Source organism: Streptococcus oralis, from assembly GCF_901543815.1.
GTDB classification, from domain to species: Bacteria; Bacillota; Bacilli; order Lactobacillales; family Streptococcaceae; genus Streptococcus; species Streptococcus oralis_CM.
Genome location: NZ_CABEIU010000002.1, coordinates 1107956 through 1124411, shown reverse-complemented (window position 1 = coordinate 1124411; position 16456 = coordinate 1107956). Strand labels below are relative to the sequence as shown.

At 37.4% G+C, this 16456-nt stretch carries 13 protein-coding genes and 1 tRNA gene; all 14 read left to right on the top strand.

What is annotated here, in order from left to right:
- Positions 1-106 precede the first annotated feature (106 nt).
- The 14 genes from FQT28_RS05710 (at position 107) to FQT28_RS05645 (ending at position 16438) form a co-directional block, all read left to right on the top strand.
- Positions 107-2098, top strand: coding sequence for an McrB family protein (locus FQT28_RS05710; protein ID WP_143989665.1), 1992 nt, complete (start codon positions 107-109; stop codon positions 2096-2098).
- Positions 2085-3389: an McrC family protein gene (locus tag FQT28_RS05705; RefSeq protein WP_143990066.1), complete on the top strand. Its 1305-nt coding sequence runs from the start codon at positions 2085-2087 to the stop codon at positions 3387-3389. Before FQT28_RS05710 ends, FQT28_RS05705 begins: the two co-directional genes overlap by 14 nt.
- A gap of 169 nt (positions 3390-3558) precedes the next feature.
- A complete protein-coding gene (locus FQT28_RS05700) occupies positions 3559-4545 on the top strand; it encodes a GMP reductase (protein WP_143989664.1) in 987 nt (328 codons plus the stop codon).
- A 67-nt stretch (positions 4546-4612) separates the two neighbouring features.
- Positions 4613-4684, top strand: a tRNA-Arg gene (locus FQT28_RS05695).
- 173 nt (positions 4685-4857) lie between these two features.
- The gene (gene rnc, locus FQT28_RS05690; protein ID WP_125449239.1) at positions 4858-5556 is read left to right on the top strand and encodes a ribonuclease III; all 699 of its coding nucleotides are present in this window, start codon (positions 4858-4860) and stop codon (positions 5554-5556) included.
- Positions 5547-9086, top strand: coding sequence for a chromosome segregation protein SMC (smc, locus tag FQT28_RS05685; RefSeq protein WP_125449237.1), 3540 nt, complete (start codon positions 5547-5549; stop codon positions 9084-9086). The genes rnc and smc overlap by 10 nt, the downstream gene beginning before the upstream one ends.
- A 143-nt stretch (positions 9087-9229) precedes the next feature.
- Complete coding sequence (locus FQT28_RS05680) at positions 9230-10156, top strand: bifunctional riboflavin kinase/FAD synthetase (protein ID WP_125449235.1); 927 nt, start codon at positions 9230-9232, stop codon at positions 10154-10156.
- Positions 10157-10303: 147 nt separating this feature from the next.
- On the top strand, positions 10304-11797 hold the full coding sequence (locus FQT28_RS05675; RefSeq protein WP_143989663.1) for a type I restriction-modification system subunit M: 1494 nt from the start codon (positions 10304-10306) through the stop codon (positions 11795-11797).
- A 12-nt stretch (positions 11798-11809) separates the two neighbouring features.
- Positions 11810-12961, top strand: coding sequence for a restriction endonuclease subunit S (locus FQT28_RS05670; RefSeq protein ID WP_143989662.1), 1152 nt, complete (start codon positions 11810-11812; stop codon positions 12959-12961).
- Between the two features lie 82 nt (positions 12962-13043).
- The gene (locus FQT28_RS05665; protein WP_000260600.1) at positions 13044-13280 is read left to right on the top strand and encodes an AbrB family transcriptional regulator; all 237 of its coding nucleotides are present in this window, start codon (positions 13044-13046) and stop codon (positions 13278-13280) included.
- Positions 13277-13690 (top strand): type II toxin-antitoxin system death-on-curing family toxin, encoded by a 414-nt coding sequence (locus FQT28_RS05660; RefSeq protein WP_125838820.1) that lies wholly within the window; start codon positions 13277-13279, stop codon positions 13688-13690. The genes FQT28_RS05665 and FQT28_RS05660 overlap by 4 nt, the downstream gene beginning before the upstream one ends.
- Positions 13691-13811: 121 nt before the next feature.
- A complete protein-coding gene (xerA, locus tag FQT28_RS05655) occupies positions 13812-14777 on the top strand; it encodes a site-specific tyrosine recombinase/integron integrase (RefSeq protein ID WP_143989661.1) in 966 nt (321 codons plus the stop codon).
- 33 nt (positions 14778-14810) lie between these two features.
- Entirely contained in the window at positions 14811-15311 is a 501-nt protein-coding gene (locus FQT28_RS05650; RefSeq protein WP_260663454.1) for a restriction endonuclease subunit S, read from the top strand.
- Positions 15308-16438, top strand: a complete 1131-nt coding sequence (locus FQT28_RS05645; protein WP_143989660.1) for a restriction endonuclease subunit S — start codon at positions 15308-15310, stop codon at positions 16436-16438. The genes FQT28_RS05650 and FQT28_RS05645 overlap by 4 nt, the downstream gene beginning before the upstream one ends.
- The last annotated feature ends 18 nt before the right edge of the window (positions 16439-16456 follow it).

The following is a 16456-nucleotide window of genomic DNA, read 5'->3' as shown; positions in this document are numbered from 1 at the left end:
TAGGCTTTCTATTTAGGAATTCTTTCCTTTTTCTATAGGATGTGATATTCTATATATGAAATATATAGTTTTTTATTCGAACATTATTATAAAAGGAGTACGATTGATGCTGAAAAGAAAAGTGAGTTTGGATGATTTTTATGCTTGGTACCAAGAAAATAAAATAAGATTAAGAGAAGATGCATTTAAATATAGTATTCACAATGAAAAATTACGTGAAGAATTTCTTAAAGAATGGCCACTTGATAGAATTTTAACCATGTCTATCGATGAATATGTAATAGGAAAGGGACAGCAAAATAAGTCTTTGTGTTACGCTCTTGAGAAGGGAAAATACAAAAATCTATTTCTTGGAATTTCTGGTGGCTCAGCTTCAAAATTTGGTATTTATTGGAATGAGGATACACAAAGCTATAAAAATCAAGCTAATAAAATCATTCCTGTATCTGAATTGGAGCAACGTTTTAATAAACTAAAAAGAGATCTGTATCAGATTATTCAAATCGGTAGTAAACTTGATTTTGACAATCCTATATTTGATATGAAAAAGTCAACAAATGAATTTATTGGTCGTTCTGCTGTGGTGACAAAACTACTTTGTATTTATTCTGAGAACCATTCTTTTTTAGGAGTAAATATGAATAGTCAGAATGAATTTTGGAATAGGTTGATTCCTCAAAGTAATCAAGGAGGGCCCTATCGTCAGAATCATGAGATTTGTAAACTATTTTCTAAAACCTATCCTGAACTAGAATCCTCAATTTTGGGTAGTGTTTTATTTGAATATTCAAAAGATTGTATAGATAGTGATAATAAGCAGGGAGAGAAAGAAATGTCTGAACAAAATAATATTCATCATCCCTTGAGTAATATCTTGTTAAAATCCAAAAACCTCATTCTCCGTGGGGCACCTGGTACTGGGAAAACTTATCTTGCTAAAGAAATTGCCAAAGAATTAACGGATGGCAACGAAGACCAAATCGGATTTGTGCAATTTCACCCTTCTTATGATTATACGGATTTTGTGGAGGGGTTGAGGCCTGTTTCTAACAATAGCCAGATAAGTTTTGAATTACAAGATGGTATCTTTAAGAAGTTTTGTAAGAAAGCAGAGAAAAATTGGGTTTATTCACAGAAAGATAAGTTTGAATTAGAAAAGGAAAAAAAATCAACAGCAAAGATTTCAAAATATTTTTCTAGTATGGAGTTTCCATCTGACAAATTATATACAACACGTAACTCGTCTTTTTTTATTACAGAAATTGATGAAGACTACATTTATATATCTATTCCTGAAAATGAGGTATCAAAAAAAGTAAAATTAAAAATTCAAGATATTGAAGCAATGTTGACTTCGGAATCTCAATTTAAACAAGTTAAAGATATAACTCGGTTTTTTAACAAAAATAATGCTACCCAAGAGTATTCATATTATTTGACACTTTACAAAATGATAAAAAATGAGAGTATTCAGGAGGAAGTAATAGAAATAGACAATGAATTGAAAAACTTCGTCTTCATCATCGATGAAATCAACCGTGGGGAGATTTCTAAGATTTTTGGGGAACTCTTTTTCTCTATTGATCCTGGTTATCGTGGTGAAAGGGGGAGTATTTCTACTCAGTATGCTAATTTACATGAAACGGATGACAAATTTTATATTCCTGAAAATGTCTACATCATCGGAACAATGAATGATATTGACCGTTCAGTAGATACCTTTGATTTTGCTATGCGTCGTCGTTTCCGTTTTATTGAAGTTACTGCTGAAAGTCAAGTTGCTATGTTGGATAAAGAACTAGATATCCATGCAGAAGAAGCAAAACTTCGTCTAAGAAATTTGAATGCTGCTATCGAAAACGTTCAGGAGTTAAATAGTCATTATCATATCGGACCAAGTTATTTCCTTAAGTTGAAGGATGTAGATTTTGACTATGAATTACTCTGGTCTGATTACCTTAAACCGCTTTTGGAAGATTACTTACGAGGTTCTTATGAAGAGGCTGAAACTCTAGATACATTGAAAAAAGCATTTAATCTGACAAATAACGGGGAAACAGATCGGCAAGATACTGGTGATAATGATGCGGATAACTGATAATCAGCATAAAATTGCTAGAGAAGACTTTGTCGCAGAATATCCCAACCTAAGTCAAGCGCTCCTTGATAGAACACTAGATAACCTATCTCGAGAGGACCGTATCTTTATTTTCCCGAATGATTTGATGAATTCTCCTGATTTAGACAAGGACCAAAAGATTTTGGAAACAGTTAATCAGGAAATCAAGACAGGGAACGTGATTGGTTTTCTTGGATATGGTCAGGAAAGATTAACGATTTCCTCTCGTTTTTCTGATGAAAGTAACGACCATTTTTTGCATTATCTTTTACAAAAGGTTCTCAATATTAACCTGACTAGTTTGGATGTCGGTATATCTCCTGAAGATAAGCTCTATCAGCTTTTGGTTTACCTCTTTCCCAAGTATCTGCAAGCTGCTCTCCGAAAAGGTCTTTATAAGGAATACCAGAGATTTTTCCATAACGATAGTCATATAAAGGGAGTCGTTGATGTTGGAAATCATCTGAAAAAAAATCTTCCTTTTACGGGAAATATTGCCTATACTACTAGGGAGTTTACCTATGATAATCCACTCATGCAGTTGATTCGACATACGATTGAGTACATAAAGAATCAGAAAGGTTTTGGAGTTCTGCTCGATAGGAATCGTGAAAATATAACAGAAATTATTCGCGTAACTCCAGCTTATAAACTAGCTGATCGTGCCAAGATTATTAGAATGAATAAAATCAAACCCATCCGACACGCCTATTTTAGAGAGTATAGAAAATTACAGGAACTCTGCTTGATGATTCTGAGTAGAGAAAAACATGGTCTTGGACCTCAAGCCCAAAAGGTACATGGTATTCTCTTTGATGTTGCCTGGCTTTGGGAAGAGTATGTTCATACCTTGTTGCCAAAAGGTTTCATCCATCCTCGAAATAAAGAAAAGAAAGGCGGCATCCTAATATTTTCTGGTGGGAAACGAAAAGTATATCCAGATTTTTATGACAGAGAACGAAAGATTGTTCTAGATGCAAAATATAAAAAACTTGAAGATACTGAAAAAGGAATCAACCGTGAGGACTTATTCCAACTGATTTCCTATTCTTATATTTTAAAAGCTGAGAAAGCTGGTCTTGTTTTTCCGAGCAAGCACAAGGTTGTTGATAATGAGATAGGAAAGCTAGCAGGTTATGGAGCTTTGTTGAAGAAATTGTCTATCCAAATCCCTCAGAATGCTTCATCTTATAATGAATTTTGTGAAATGATGGAAAGCTCCGAAGCAATTTTTAAAAGAAATATTGATAAGGAAGTGGGGAGAAACTAATCTCCTCACTTTTTATATTTAAACTATAAAAACCGAACGTTATTGTTTTATAATTGAAATTATTTGACAAAAACTGTACTTTGGTTTATAATAAATTAAGGAAACGTCGCAAAAGGCGTAGGGATGCGCAAGCATAGGTAGGTCATTACAAAAGAAACGAGACAGCAATATGTTAAATGAATTTCCAATTTTTGATTACGAAGATATTCAATTGATCCCAAATAAATGTGTCATTAAAAGCCGTGCAGAAGCAGACACCGGTGTCACACTTGGAAATCACACTTTCAAACTACCTGTTGTGCCAGCAAATATGCAGACGATTTTAGATGAGAACGTAGCAGAACAACTTGCTAAAGGTGGTTATTTCTACATTATGCACCGTTTTGACGAGGCGGGGCGCATTCCTTTTATCAAGCGCATGCACGATCAAGGATTCATTGCTTCCATTTCTGTCGGTGTTAAGGATTACGAGTATGACTTTGTTAGCCAACTCAAGGCTGATGCTCCTGAGTATATCACGATTGATATTGCTCATGGACATGCGGATAGCGTGATCTCAATGATTCAGCACATCAAGAAAGAATTGCCTGATACTTTTGTAATCGCTGGTAACGTCGGAACTCCAGAAGCTGTGCGTGAATTGGAAAATGCTGGTGCCGATGCTACTAAGATTGGAATCGGTCCTGGTAAGGTTTGTATCACCAAGGTCAAGACTGGTTTTGGGACAGGTGGTTGGCAGTTGGCTGCTCTTCGCTGGTGTGCAAAAGCTGCTCGCAAACCGATTATTGCTGATGGTGGGATTCGTACACACGGTGACATTGCTAAGTCTATCCGTTTCGGTGCTAGCATGGTTATGATTGGTTCCCTATTTGCAGGGCATATCGAAAGTCCAGGAAAGACGATTGAAGTCGATGGCGAACAGTTCAAAGAATACTATGGTTCAGCTTCTCAATACCAAAAGGGTGCTTATAAAAATGTAGAAGGAAAACGCATCTTACTTCCTGTCAAAGGGCATTTGCAAGACACCCTTACTGAGATGGAGCAGGATTTGCAAAGTGCCATTTCCTACGCAGGTGGACGCAAGGTTGCTGACCTCAAGCACGTTGATTATGTAATCGTGAAAAACTCTATCTGGAATGGTGATGCTTCCCACTAATAGACGCTTAGTCCATCCATAAAAAACTTGTTATTAGAGCAAATTTTTGTTATAATAAAACAAGTTTCCACCCTTAGTGTAATGGATATCACGTAAGATTCCGGTTCTTAAGATGGGGGTTCGATTCCCTCAGGGTGGATGTAAACAGCCTAAAAAAGCCTTTAAATAAGGCTTTTTTCTTTATATTGCCTCCAAAATTGGAAATTTTTTTTTCAAAAACGACCCCACTCTCCCCTAGTCCCGTTTTAAAGTGACTCAGAGGGCTTTTTTTGTTATAATAGAAAGGATCGTAATTATTAGAAAGAGGTCAGTATGAAAGAATTACAAACTGTACTGAAGAAGCGTTTTGCAATCGAATTTGCAGACAAAAACTTACTGGAAACGGCCTTTACTCATACGAGTTATGCCAATGAGCACCGCCTCTTAAAAATTTCACACAATGAGCGCTTGGAATTTTTAGGAGACGCTGTTCTGCAATTATTGATTTCAGAATATCTGTATAAAAAATATCCTAAGAAACCAGAGGGAGATTTGTCCAAGCTCCGTGCCATGATTGTCCGTGAGGAGAGTTTGGCTGGTTTTGCGCGTGATTGCCAGTTTGATCAGTTTATCAAGCTGGGTAAAGGAGAAGAAAAGTCTGGTGGGCGCAATCGTGACACCATTCTCGGTGATGCTTTTGAAGCCTTTCTGGGAGCTTTGCTTTTAGACAAGGATGTAGCTAGAGTAAAAGAGTTTATCTATCAGGTCATGATTCCCAAGGTTGAAGTAGGTGACTTTGAGATGATTACGGATTACAAGACACACTTGCAAGAGTTGCTCCAGGTCAATGGAGATGTGGATATCCGCTACCAGGTGACCTCTGAGACAGGACCTGCCCATGATAAGGTTTTTGATGTAGAAGTTCTGGTTGAAGGCAAGAGTATCGGAAAAGGACAAGGACGCTCTAAAAAATTGGCAGAGCAGGAAGCCGCGAAAAATGCAGTGGAGAAAGGGCTGGATTCATGTATTTAAAGGAAATTGAGATCCAGGGATTCAAGTCCTTTGCTGATAAGACCAAAGTCGTCTTTGACCAAGGTGTGACAGCTGTCGTTGGGCCCAATGGTTCTGGGAAGTCAAATATCACAGAAAGTCTGCGATGGGCTTTAGGTGAGTCTAGTGTTAAGAGCCTTCGTGGTGGTAAGATGCCTGACGTTATCTTTGCTGGAACAGAAAGTCGCAAACCACTCAATTATGCCTCTGTTATCGTGACCTTGGACAATGAAGATGGTTTTATTAAGGATGCGGGGAAAATTATTAAGGTAGAACGTCATATCTATCGTAGTGGGGATAGCGAGTATCGAATTGATGGCAAGAAAGTGCGCTTGCGTGATATTCATGACCTCTTCTTGGATACCGGTTTGGGACGGGATTCCTTCTCCATCATTTCCCAAGGGAAGGTTGAGGAGATTTTTAACTCCAAGCCTGAAGAGCGCCGTGCTATTTTTGAAGAAGCTGCGGGTGTTTTGAAATACAAAACTCGTAGAAAAGAAACAGAGAGTAAACTGCAACAAACTCAAGACAATCTCGACCGCTTAGAAGACATTATCTATGAGTTGGATAATCAAATCAAGCCCCTTGCAAAACAAGCCGAGAATGCTCGTAAGTTTCTCGACTTGGATGGTCAACGCAAGGCAATTTACTTGGATGTACTGGTTGCCCAAATCAAGGAAAACAAGGCTGAACTAGAGTTGACAGAAGAAGAGCTAACGCAAGTTCAGGAACTTTTGACTAGCTATTACCAAAAGCGTGAAGAGTTAGAAGAGGAAAATCAGACTCTTAAAAAGAAACGGCAAGATCTCCAAACTGAAATGGCCAAAGACCAAGGGAGCTTAATGGATTTGACCAGTTTGATCAGTGACTTAGAGCGAAAACTAGCCCTATCCAAACTGGAATCTGAGCAGGTAGCCCTTAATCAACAAGAAGCACAAGCCCGTTTGGCGACTCTGGAAGATAAGAGAAAGGCTCTAAGTAAGGAAAAGGCTGAAAAAGAAGCGAACTTAGAACAGTTAGAGGAAAGTCTAGCTGAAAACAACAAGGAACTCAATCGCCTAGAAGCGGAGTTGTTGGCATTTTCAGATGATCCTGACCAAATGATCGAGCTCCTGCGTGAACGTTTTGTGGCGCTCTTACAAGAAGAAGCGGATGTCTCAAACCAACTGACCCGCATCGAGAATGAGTTGGAAAACAGCCGTCAACTATCTCAAAAACAAGCAGATCAACTTGAGAAATTGAAAGAACAACTGGCTACAGCTAAAGAGAAGGCTAGTCAACAGCAGGCTGAGCTTGAAACTGCCAAGGAGCAAGTTCAGAAATTATTGGCTGGCTACCAAGCTAGTGCCAAGGAACAAGAGGAGCAGAAAGCTTCTTACCAAGCCCAGCAGAGCCAACTCTTTGACCGTCTGGACGCTCTTAAAAACAAGCAGGCTAGAGCCCAAAGCTTAGAAAACATCCTAAGAAATCATAGTAACTTTTACGCGGGTGTTAAGAGTGTTCTCCAAGAAAAAGACCGTCTTGGTGGGATCATTGGTGCAGTCAGTGAGCATCTGACCTTTGATGTGCACTATCAAACTGCCTTGGAGATTGCACTTGGAGCTAGCAGTCAACATATCATCGTAGAAGATGAAAATGCGGCAACAAAGGCGATTGATTTCCTCAAACGCAACAGAGCTGGTCGAGCAACCTTTCTTCCATTGACGACTATCAAGGCTCGTACGATTTCTAGTCAGAATCAAGACGCTATCTCTGCAAGTCCAGGATTTCTGGGCATGGCAGATGAGTTGGTGTCGTTTGATAATAGACTAGAAGCCATTTTCAAGAACTTGCTAGCCACAACGGCTATCTTTGATACCGTAGAACATGCGCGTACGGCAGCTCGTCAAGTTCGTTACCAGGTTCGTATGGTGACGCTTGATGGTACCGAATTGCGCACAGGTGGTTCCTACGCGGGTGGTGCCAATCGTCAAAACAACAGTATTTTCATCAAGCCAGAGCTGGAGCAATTACAAAAAGAAATTGCTGAGGAAGAAGCTAGTCTACGTTCAGAAGAAGCGACTTTGAAGACCTTGCAAGATGAGATGGCAGTATTGACTGAAAGATTAGAAGCTATCAAGTCTCAGGGTGAGCAAGCTCGTATTCAGGAGCAAGGTTTGTATCTTGCTTATCAACAAACCAATCAGCAGGTCGAAGAACTGGAAACGCTTTGGAAACTTCAAGAAGAGGAATTAAATCGTCTTTCTGAAGGAGATTGGCAAGCGGACAAGGAAAAATGCCAAGAGCACCTTGCTACTATTGCCAGAGAAAAGCAAAATCTGGAAGCTGAGATCGAAGAGATTAAGTCTAACAAAAACGCTATTCAAGAACGTTATCAAAACTTGCAGGAACAGATTTCTCAAGCGCGCTTGCTTAAGTCAGAACTGCAAGGACAAAAACGGTACGAAGTTACTGATATTGAACGCTTAGGCAAGGAACTGGATAATCTAGATATCGAGCAAGAGGAAATTCAGCGCCTTCTCCAAGAAAAGGTTGATAATCTCGAGAAAGTGGATACGGATTTGCTAAGTCAGCAGGAGGAAGAGGCCAAAACTCAGAAAGCCAATCTTCAACAAGGTCTGATTCGCAAGCAGTTTGAGTTGGATGATATAGAGGGTCAACTGGATGATATTGCCAGCCATTTGGATCAGGCTCGCCAGCAGAACGAAGAGTGGATTCGCAAGCAAACACGTGCTGAAGTTAAGAAGGAAAAGGTCATCGAACGCTTGCGCTATCTACAAACTCAATTAACAGACCAGTACCAGATTAGCTACACAGAGGCTCTAGAAAAGGCTCATGAACTGGAAAATCTCAATCTGGCAGAGCAAGAGGTTAAGGATTTAGAGAAGGCTATTCGCTCACTGGGACCTGTCAATTTAGAAGCTATTGAACAGTACGAAGAAGTTCACAGCCGTCTGGATTTCCTCAATAGCCAGCGTGATGATATTTTGTCAGCGAAAAATCTGCTTCTTGAGACCATCACAGAGATGAATGATGAGGTTAAGGAACGCTTTAAATCAACCTTTGAGGCTATTCGTGAATCCTTTAAAGTGACCTTTAGACAGATGTTTGGCGGTGGTCAGGCAGACTTGATTTTGACTGAAGGAGACCTGCTGACAGCTGGGGTTGAGATTTCTGTCCAACCACCAGGTAAGAAAATCCAATCTCTCAACCTCATGAGTGGTGGGGAAAAAGCCCTATCAGCTCTGGCTCTGCTCTTCTCAATCATCCGAGTTAAGACCATTCCTTTCGTCATCTTGGACGAGGTAGAGGCGGCGCTGGACGAAGCCAATGTCAAACGTTTTGGGGATTACCTCAACCGCTTTGACAAGGATAGTCAGTTTATCGTCGTAACACACCGTAAGGGGACGATGGCGGCAGCGGACTCTATCTATGGAGTTACCATGCAAGAATCAGGTGTGTCTAAGATTGTTTCGGTTAAATTAAAAGATTTGGAAGAAACAGTAGACTAGTTACCAAACGATAGCATTTCTTAGGAGGTGCTATTTTTTTAAACTAAAGTGCTACATTTTCTCTTAAGGTCAGTTCAGGCGCAAAAAATGACATTTGGGATTTCCTCTTAGCGAAAAGACTTTCTCTATGATATAATAGTTTCATGATTACAACAGTACCTATTAAGAACGAAAAAGATATTGCAGTACCGGGAAAAACAGTCCTTGTACTTGGTTATTTTGATGGCATCCACAAGGGACATCAGAAACTTTTTGAAGTGGCCAGTAAGGCTTCGATGAAGGATTATCTGCCAGTTGTCGTGATGACCTTTACAGAGTCGCCAAAACTTGCCTTGCAACCTTACCAACCTGAGCTTATGCTCCATATCGTCAATCACGAGGAACGGGAGCACAAGATGAAGTGGCACGGAGTAGAGGCTCTCTTCTTACTTGACTTTAGTAGCAAATTTGCTAGTTTAACGGGTCAAGAATTCTTTGATACTTATGTTAGAGCTTTAAAACCAGCGATTATCGTAGCGGGATTTGATTACACGTTTGGTTCAGATAAGAAAACTGCGGATGATCTGAAGGATTATTTTGATGGAGAGATTATCATTGTTCCTCCAGTTGAGGACGAAAAGGGCAAAATCAGTTCCACACGGATTCGCCAAGCTATTCTTGATGGAGATGTCAAGGAAGTCAAGCATCTGCTCGGCACACCGCTCCCAACCCGCGGAATGGTCGTTCATGGGAATGCTCGTGGGCGTACGATCGGTTATCCAACAGCCAATCTAGTCCTGAGAGATCGAACTTATATGCCAGCAGATGGGGTATATGTAGTCGATGTAGAAGTACAACGTCAGAGATATCGTGGCATGGCAAGCGTTGGGAAAAATGTTACTTTCGATGGAGAAGAGCCACGTTTTGAAGTCAATATTTTCGACTTTTCAGATGATATTTACGGTGAGACAGTCATGGTCTACTGGTTAGACCGTGTCCGAGATATGGTCAAATTTGACTCCGTAGAGGAACTGGTAGACCAACTCCAGAAAGACGAAGAGATTGCTCGGAACTGGAAGGATGGAGAGTAGAAAAGTTTAAAAAAGTGAACCATATTTTGTGTTTGCTTTTTTATTTTTGAAAGAAATTTTTATAGCGAGAAACATAATTGAAGCTTGATTGAAAATCTGTTAAAATAGTGATATTCATAACTTTAAAACCAAAGAAAAGAGACTAGTATGATTACAGGCGAATTAAAAAATAAAATTGATCAGCTGTGGGAAATGTTGTGGACTGAAGGAAATGCAAATCCTCTAACAAATATTGAACAATTGACTTATCTTCTGTTTATGAAGGATTTGGATAGTGTCGAGCTTGGACGCGAAAGCGATGCTGAGTTTCTAGGGATTTCTTATGAGGGAATTTTTCCAAAAGACAAACCTGAATACCGTTGGTCAACTTTTAAAAATATGGGAGATGCTCAGGAAGTCTATCGTTTAATGACACAGGAGATTTTTCCATTTATGAAGAATCTTAAGGGTGATACTGATGATACAGCTTTTTCACGTTATATGCGTGAAGCTATCTTTCAAATAAATAAACCTGCTACGCTCCAAAAGGTGATTTCTATATTAGATGAATTTCCAACCAGAGGCTCAGATATAGATTTTGATAATGACACACAGGGAATTAATGATATTGGAGACATCTATGAATATCTGCTATCAAAATTGTCAACCGCAGGTAAAAATGGACAGTTTCGTACACCTCGTCACATCATCGATATGATGGTTGAGTTGATGCAACCAACTATCAAGGATATTGTCTCAGATCCTGCTATGGGCTCTGCTGGTTTCTTAGTATCTGCTAGCCGCTACTTAAAGCGTAAAAAAGATGAATGGGAAACCAATCCAGATAATATCAACCACTTTCATAACAATATGTTTCATGGAAATGATACGGATACAACCATGCTTAGACTTGGTGCAATGAATATGATGCTGCATGGAGTGGAAAATCCACAAATTAGTTATCTTGACTCACTATCTCAAGATAATGAAGAAGCAGATAAGTACACTCTAGTTTTAGCAAATCCTCCATTTAAAGGGTCACTTGACTACGATTCAACTTCAAATGATCTCCTTGCAACTGTAAAAACCAAAAAAACAGAATTGCTTTTCCTTGCTCTTTTCTTGCGTACCTTGAAACCAGGGGGGCGTGCAGCAGTTATTGTACCTGATGGTGTCCTCTTTGGTTCCTCTAAAGCCCATAAAGGAATTCGTCAAGAAATTGTTGAGAATCATAAATTGGATGCTGTAATATCAATGCCAAGTGGTGTTTTCAAGCCTTATGCTGGAGTTTCAACTGCCATTCTCATCTTTACAAAAACTGGAAATGGTGGAACGGATAAGGTCTGGTTTTACGATATGAAAGCAGATGGTTTAAGTTTGGATGATAAACGACAACCGATCAGTGATAATGATATTCCAGATATTATTCAACGTTTCCATCAACTTGATAACGAAGCAGAACGTAAGAGAACGGATCAGTCTTTCTTTGTTTCAGCCGATGAGATAAAGGATAATGATTATGATTTATCGATCAATAAATACAAAGAAATCGAGTATGAAAAAGTTGAGTATGAACCAACAGAAGTCATCTTAAAGAAAATCAATGATCTAGAAAAAGAAATTCAAGCTGGCTTAGCAGAGTTAGAAGAATTACTCAAGTAGGGAGATGCAGGTATGAAAAAAGTGAAGTTGGGGGAAGTTTGTGAGATATTAAATGGATTTGCCTTCAAGAGTTTGCTATATGTTAATGAAGGCATTCGTATTATAAGAATTACTAATGTTCAAAAAGGATACATCGAAGATAGTGATCCCAAATACTATCCAATTGAATATACAAATTCAATCGAGAAGTATATTTTAAAAGAAAATGATTTGCTTATGTCTTTAACAGGAAATGTTGGAAGAGTAGGATTAATGAGTAAAACAATGCTTCCTGCTGCGTTAAATCAACGGGTTGCCTGTTTAAGAACTATTGATAGTTTAATTTCCAAAGAATATGTATTTCAATTTCTTAATTCAGATCTGTTTGAGCAGTCAGCAATAAGAAGTTCTAATGGTGTTGCTCAAAAAAATTTAAGTACAGACTGGTTAAAAAAAGTAGAAATTACTTATCCTTCAGTTGAGCAACAAGAGTTGATTACCAGTACGTTAAATTTGATTGAACGATTAATTTGCTGTCGTAAAGAACAAAATAAAAAATTGAACGAGCTCGTCAAATCCCGATTTAACGAGATGTTTATATTAAATGACTTTTCATTGAAAAGACTAGGAGAATTAGTTGAAGAAGTCCGATATGGTACTAGTTTACCAGCCACTCTTAATGGTAAATATGGATATTTAAGAATGAATAATATAACTGAAGATGGTAAGTTGAATATACAGAATTTAAAATATATAGATATTCCAGAGAAAGACTTAGAAAAGTATGTAGTAAGAAAAGGGGATGTACTATTTAATCGTACAAATAGTATTGAATTAGTTGGGAAAACATGTATTTATGAATTAAATTTTGATATGGTTATTGCAGGTTACATTATTCGTATTAGAACAAATAATAATATTTTAAACTCTAGATATCTATCCGAATTTTTAAACTTTCCTAGTACAAAGAAGTTTCTAAGGAACATCGCGAAAGGTGCTGTTAATCAAGCTAATATAAATGCAAAGGAATTACAAGATATTTCTGTCCCCCTCCCCCCTCTTTCCCTCCAAAACGAGTTCGCGGACTTTGTGGCTCAGGTCGACAAATCACAATTGGCAATTCAAAAATCTCTAGAAGAATTGGAAACCTTGAAAAAATCACTTATGCAGGAGTATTTCGGTTAAGATTCGAGATGAAATAGCAGTTTTACACTATCATTGTAATTACCGTAATTATTTGTTATAATACTTCAAAGGAGGAAATCAGATGGTCGTAAAAACAAGAAAACAAGGAAATTCAATCACCATTACGATTCCAAGCGAGTTCAATATTCCAAGTGGTGTTAAATACGAAGCGAAATTGTTACCAAGCGGTGAAATTATCTTTACTCCTGAAGAATTGGATCATCAGGTCTCTTATGTTTCTGATGATGCCTTTAACTTAAAATTGGATACAATTTTTGATGAATACGACGATGTTTTCAAAGCTTTGGTGGAAAAATGACAGTCTATCTAACAGAAAAGCAAATTGAAAAAATCAATGCTTTAGTAATTCAACGGTATTCTCCAAAGGAGCAAATTCAAACAGTTAGTCCTTCAGCGTTAAATATGATTGTGAACTTACCAGAACAATTTGTTTTTGGCAAACCTCTTTATCCAACAATTTTTGATAAAGCAACAATATTATTTGTCCAATTGATAAAGAAGCATGTTTTTGCCAATGCCAATAAACGAACAGCTTTCTTTGTTTTGGTGAAGTTTTTACAATTAAATGGTTATCGCTTTTCTGTTTCCGTGGAAGAAGCGGTTGATATGTGCGTGACTGTAGCGGTAGAAGCTTTAACTGATGAAAAAATGATGAGCTACTCTAAATGGATTTCTGAACATTCTATCAGAGAAAAGGTCAAAAAGTGAGATAGTATGCTGGATTGAAATGAGCATAAGAAAATAAATGAACAGGCAATATTAGAATTCTGTAATGCAGAAACTGATATTGCCTCTTTTTATTGATGAGTAATAATGAAAGTGAGAATTTATGGAATCAAAAGTTACAATTATCATACAAGAAATGTTACCACTTTTAAACAATGAACAATTACTAGCATTGAGAGAGAGTTTAGAGCGCCATCTAGTGGATGGAAAAAAACAGCAAAAGTATTCGAATAATTATCTGTTGCAACTATTCATCACTGCTAAGCAGGTGGAGGGATGTAGCGCAAAAACAATACGTTATTACCAGAGAACAATTGAAAATTTGTTTCATGATATTAAGGAGTCTGTGACACAACTGACAACAGATAATCTAAGGTGTTATCTAGCAAATTATCAGTCTGAAAAGGACTGTAGTAAGGCGAATTTGGATAATATTCGGCGTATATTGTCTTCTTTTTTTGCTTGGCTTGAACAAGAGGAATATATCATCAAGAATCCCATTCGAAGGATTAAAAAAATTAAGACAGAACAAACTGTAAAAGAAACTTATACGGATGAACATCTGGAAATTATGCGGGATAACTGTGAAAATTTAAGAGATTTGGCAATGATAGATCTACTAGCATCAACAGGTATGCGTGTAGGTGAACTGGTCCAGTTGAATCGTTCTGATATTGATTTTGAAAACAGAGAGTGCGTTGTTTTTGGAAAAGGAAAAAAAGAAAGACCCGTATATTTTGATGCTCGTACGAAAATTCATTTAAGAAACTATCTCAATGATAGAAAAGATAGCCATCCTGCTCTTTTTGTAACGCTAGTTGGAAAAGCCCAGAGACTTGGAATTGCGGGTGTCGAGATTCGATTGAGAAAGTTAGGACAAAAACTTGGAATACAAAAGGTTCATCCACATAAATTCAGAAGAACTTTAGCGACTAAGGCAATTGATAAAGGAATGCCTATTGAACAGGTCCAAAAACTACTAGGTCACAGCAAAATTGATACAACCCTGGCCTATGCCATGGTTAACCAAAGCAATGTCAAACATTCGCATCAAAAATTCATCTCTTAAATGCAAATCCCGATATTTCGAGGAGGTGGTTGCATGAAGAAAGTGAAGTTGGGAGAATTAGTTTCTATTCAAACTGGTAAATTGGATGCCAATGCTGCAGTTGTCGGAGGTAAGTATCCATTTTTCACAACAGCAAAAGAAATTTCGTGGATTAACGATTATGTTTATGACGACGAAGTCGTTTTAGTTGCAGGAAATGGGGATTTAAATGTTAAGTATTATAAAGGAAAATTCAATGCTTATCAGAGAACTTATATTTTGAGTAATAATTCTAATGTAAGAATGAAATATCTATACTACTTTCTTGATAAGTATATAAAGGTTTTGCGCCACCAGTCAATTGGAGGAGTAATAAAGTATATTAAGCTCAATAATTTATCAAATGCTCAAGTTCCAATGATGAGTATTCCTGAACAAGAAAAGATTATTAAGAATTTGGAGAAAATAGATTATCTAATTTCAAAAAAAAGTCAGCAATACACGGAATTATCAAAACTTGTAAAATCCCGATATTCCGAGGAGGTGGTTGCGTGAAGAAAGTGAAGTTGGGAGAAATTTGTGATATACAAGCAGGAGGAACTCCTTCAAGAAATAAAAAAGAATTTTGGGTTCAAGGTAACATTCCCTGGGTAAAAATAAAAGATATAAACTCAAAATACATTTCTAAAGTTGAAGAACATATTACAGAATTAGGATTGCAGTTTTCCTCCGCAAAATTATTTTCAAGAGGTACGATACTGTATACTATTTTTGCTACTATTGGTGAGGTAGCTATATTAGATATTGATGCTGCAACAAATCAGGCTATAGCAGGTTTACATTTAAAGTCTGAAAAAGTATTAAAAGATTATCTTTATTTTTTCCTTCTTTCTATTAAAAATAGAGTAAAAAACGACAGTAGAGGAGTGGCTCAGAATAATATTAATTTAACTTACTTGAAAAATATAGAGGTCCCTATTGTTGAAAATAGTATTCAGCAAGAAATTTGTAACAATTTAACTAAAATAAATCAAATAATTACTCTACGTAATCAGCAGCTCATAGAACTCTCAAACCTTGTAAAATCCCGATTTAACGAGATGTTTGGAGATATTTTTGATAATCCACAGTCTAAATTAGAAGATCACACTGAGTTAAATCCGAATAAAAGGGAGGAGCTACTAAACTTTAATGGAGATGTTTCGTTTATACCAATGGCAAACGTTAGTGAAAATGGAAAAATTAATTTATCTATTAATCGAAATATTGATGATGTTCGAAAAGGGTTTACTTTTTTTAAGGATAATGATGTAATTGTTGCAAAAATTACACCATGTTTTGAAAATGGGAAAGGTGCCCCATTATTTGGGCTATTGAATGGTATAGGGTTTGGTTCAACTGAATTTCATGTTCTTAGACCAAAGAACACGGTCAATACAGTATGGTTATACCATGTAACAATGCTCTCGGAATTTAGACTTGAAGGTGAGAGAAAGATGACAGGAAGCGGAGGACAGAGAAGAATTCCTAAGGATTTCATTAGTAATTTCAAATTAAATATTCCCCCTCTTTCCCTCCAAAACGAGTTCGCGGACTTTGTGGCTCAGGTCGACAAATCACAATTTGCTTGTGGGATAGTTATAAAACTGTGGAGAAATAGCTTGAAATCTAGTATAATATAGCTATCTATTTATTCAAAG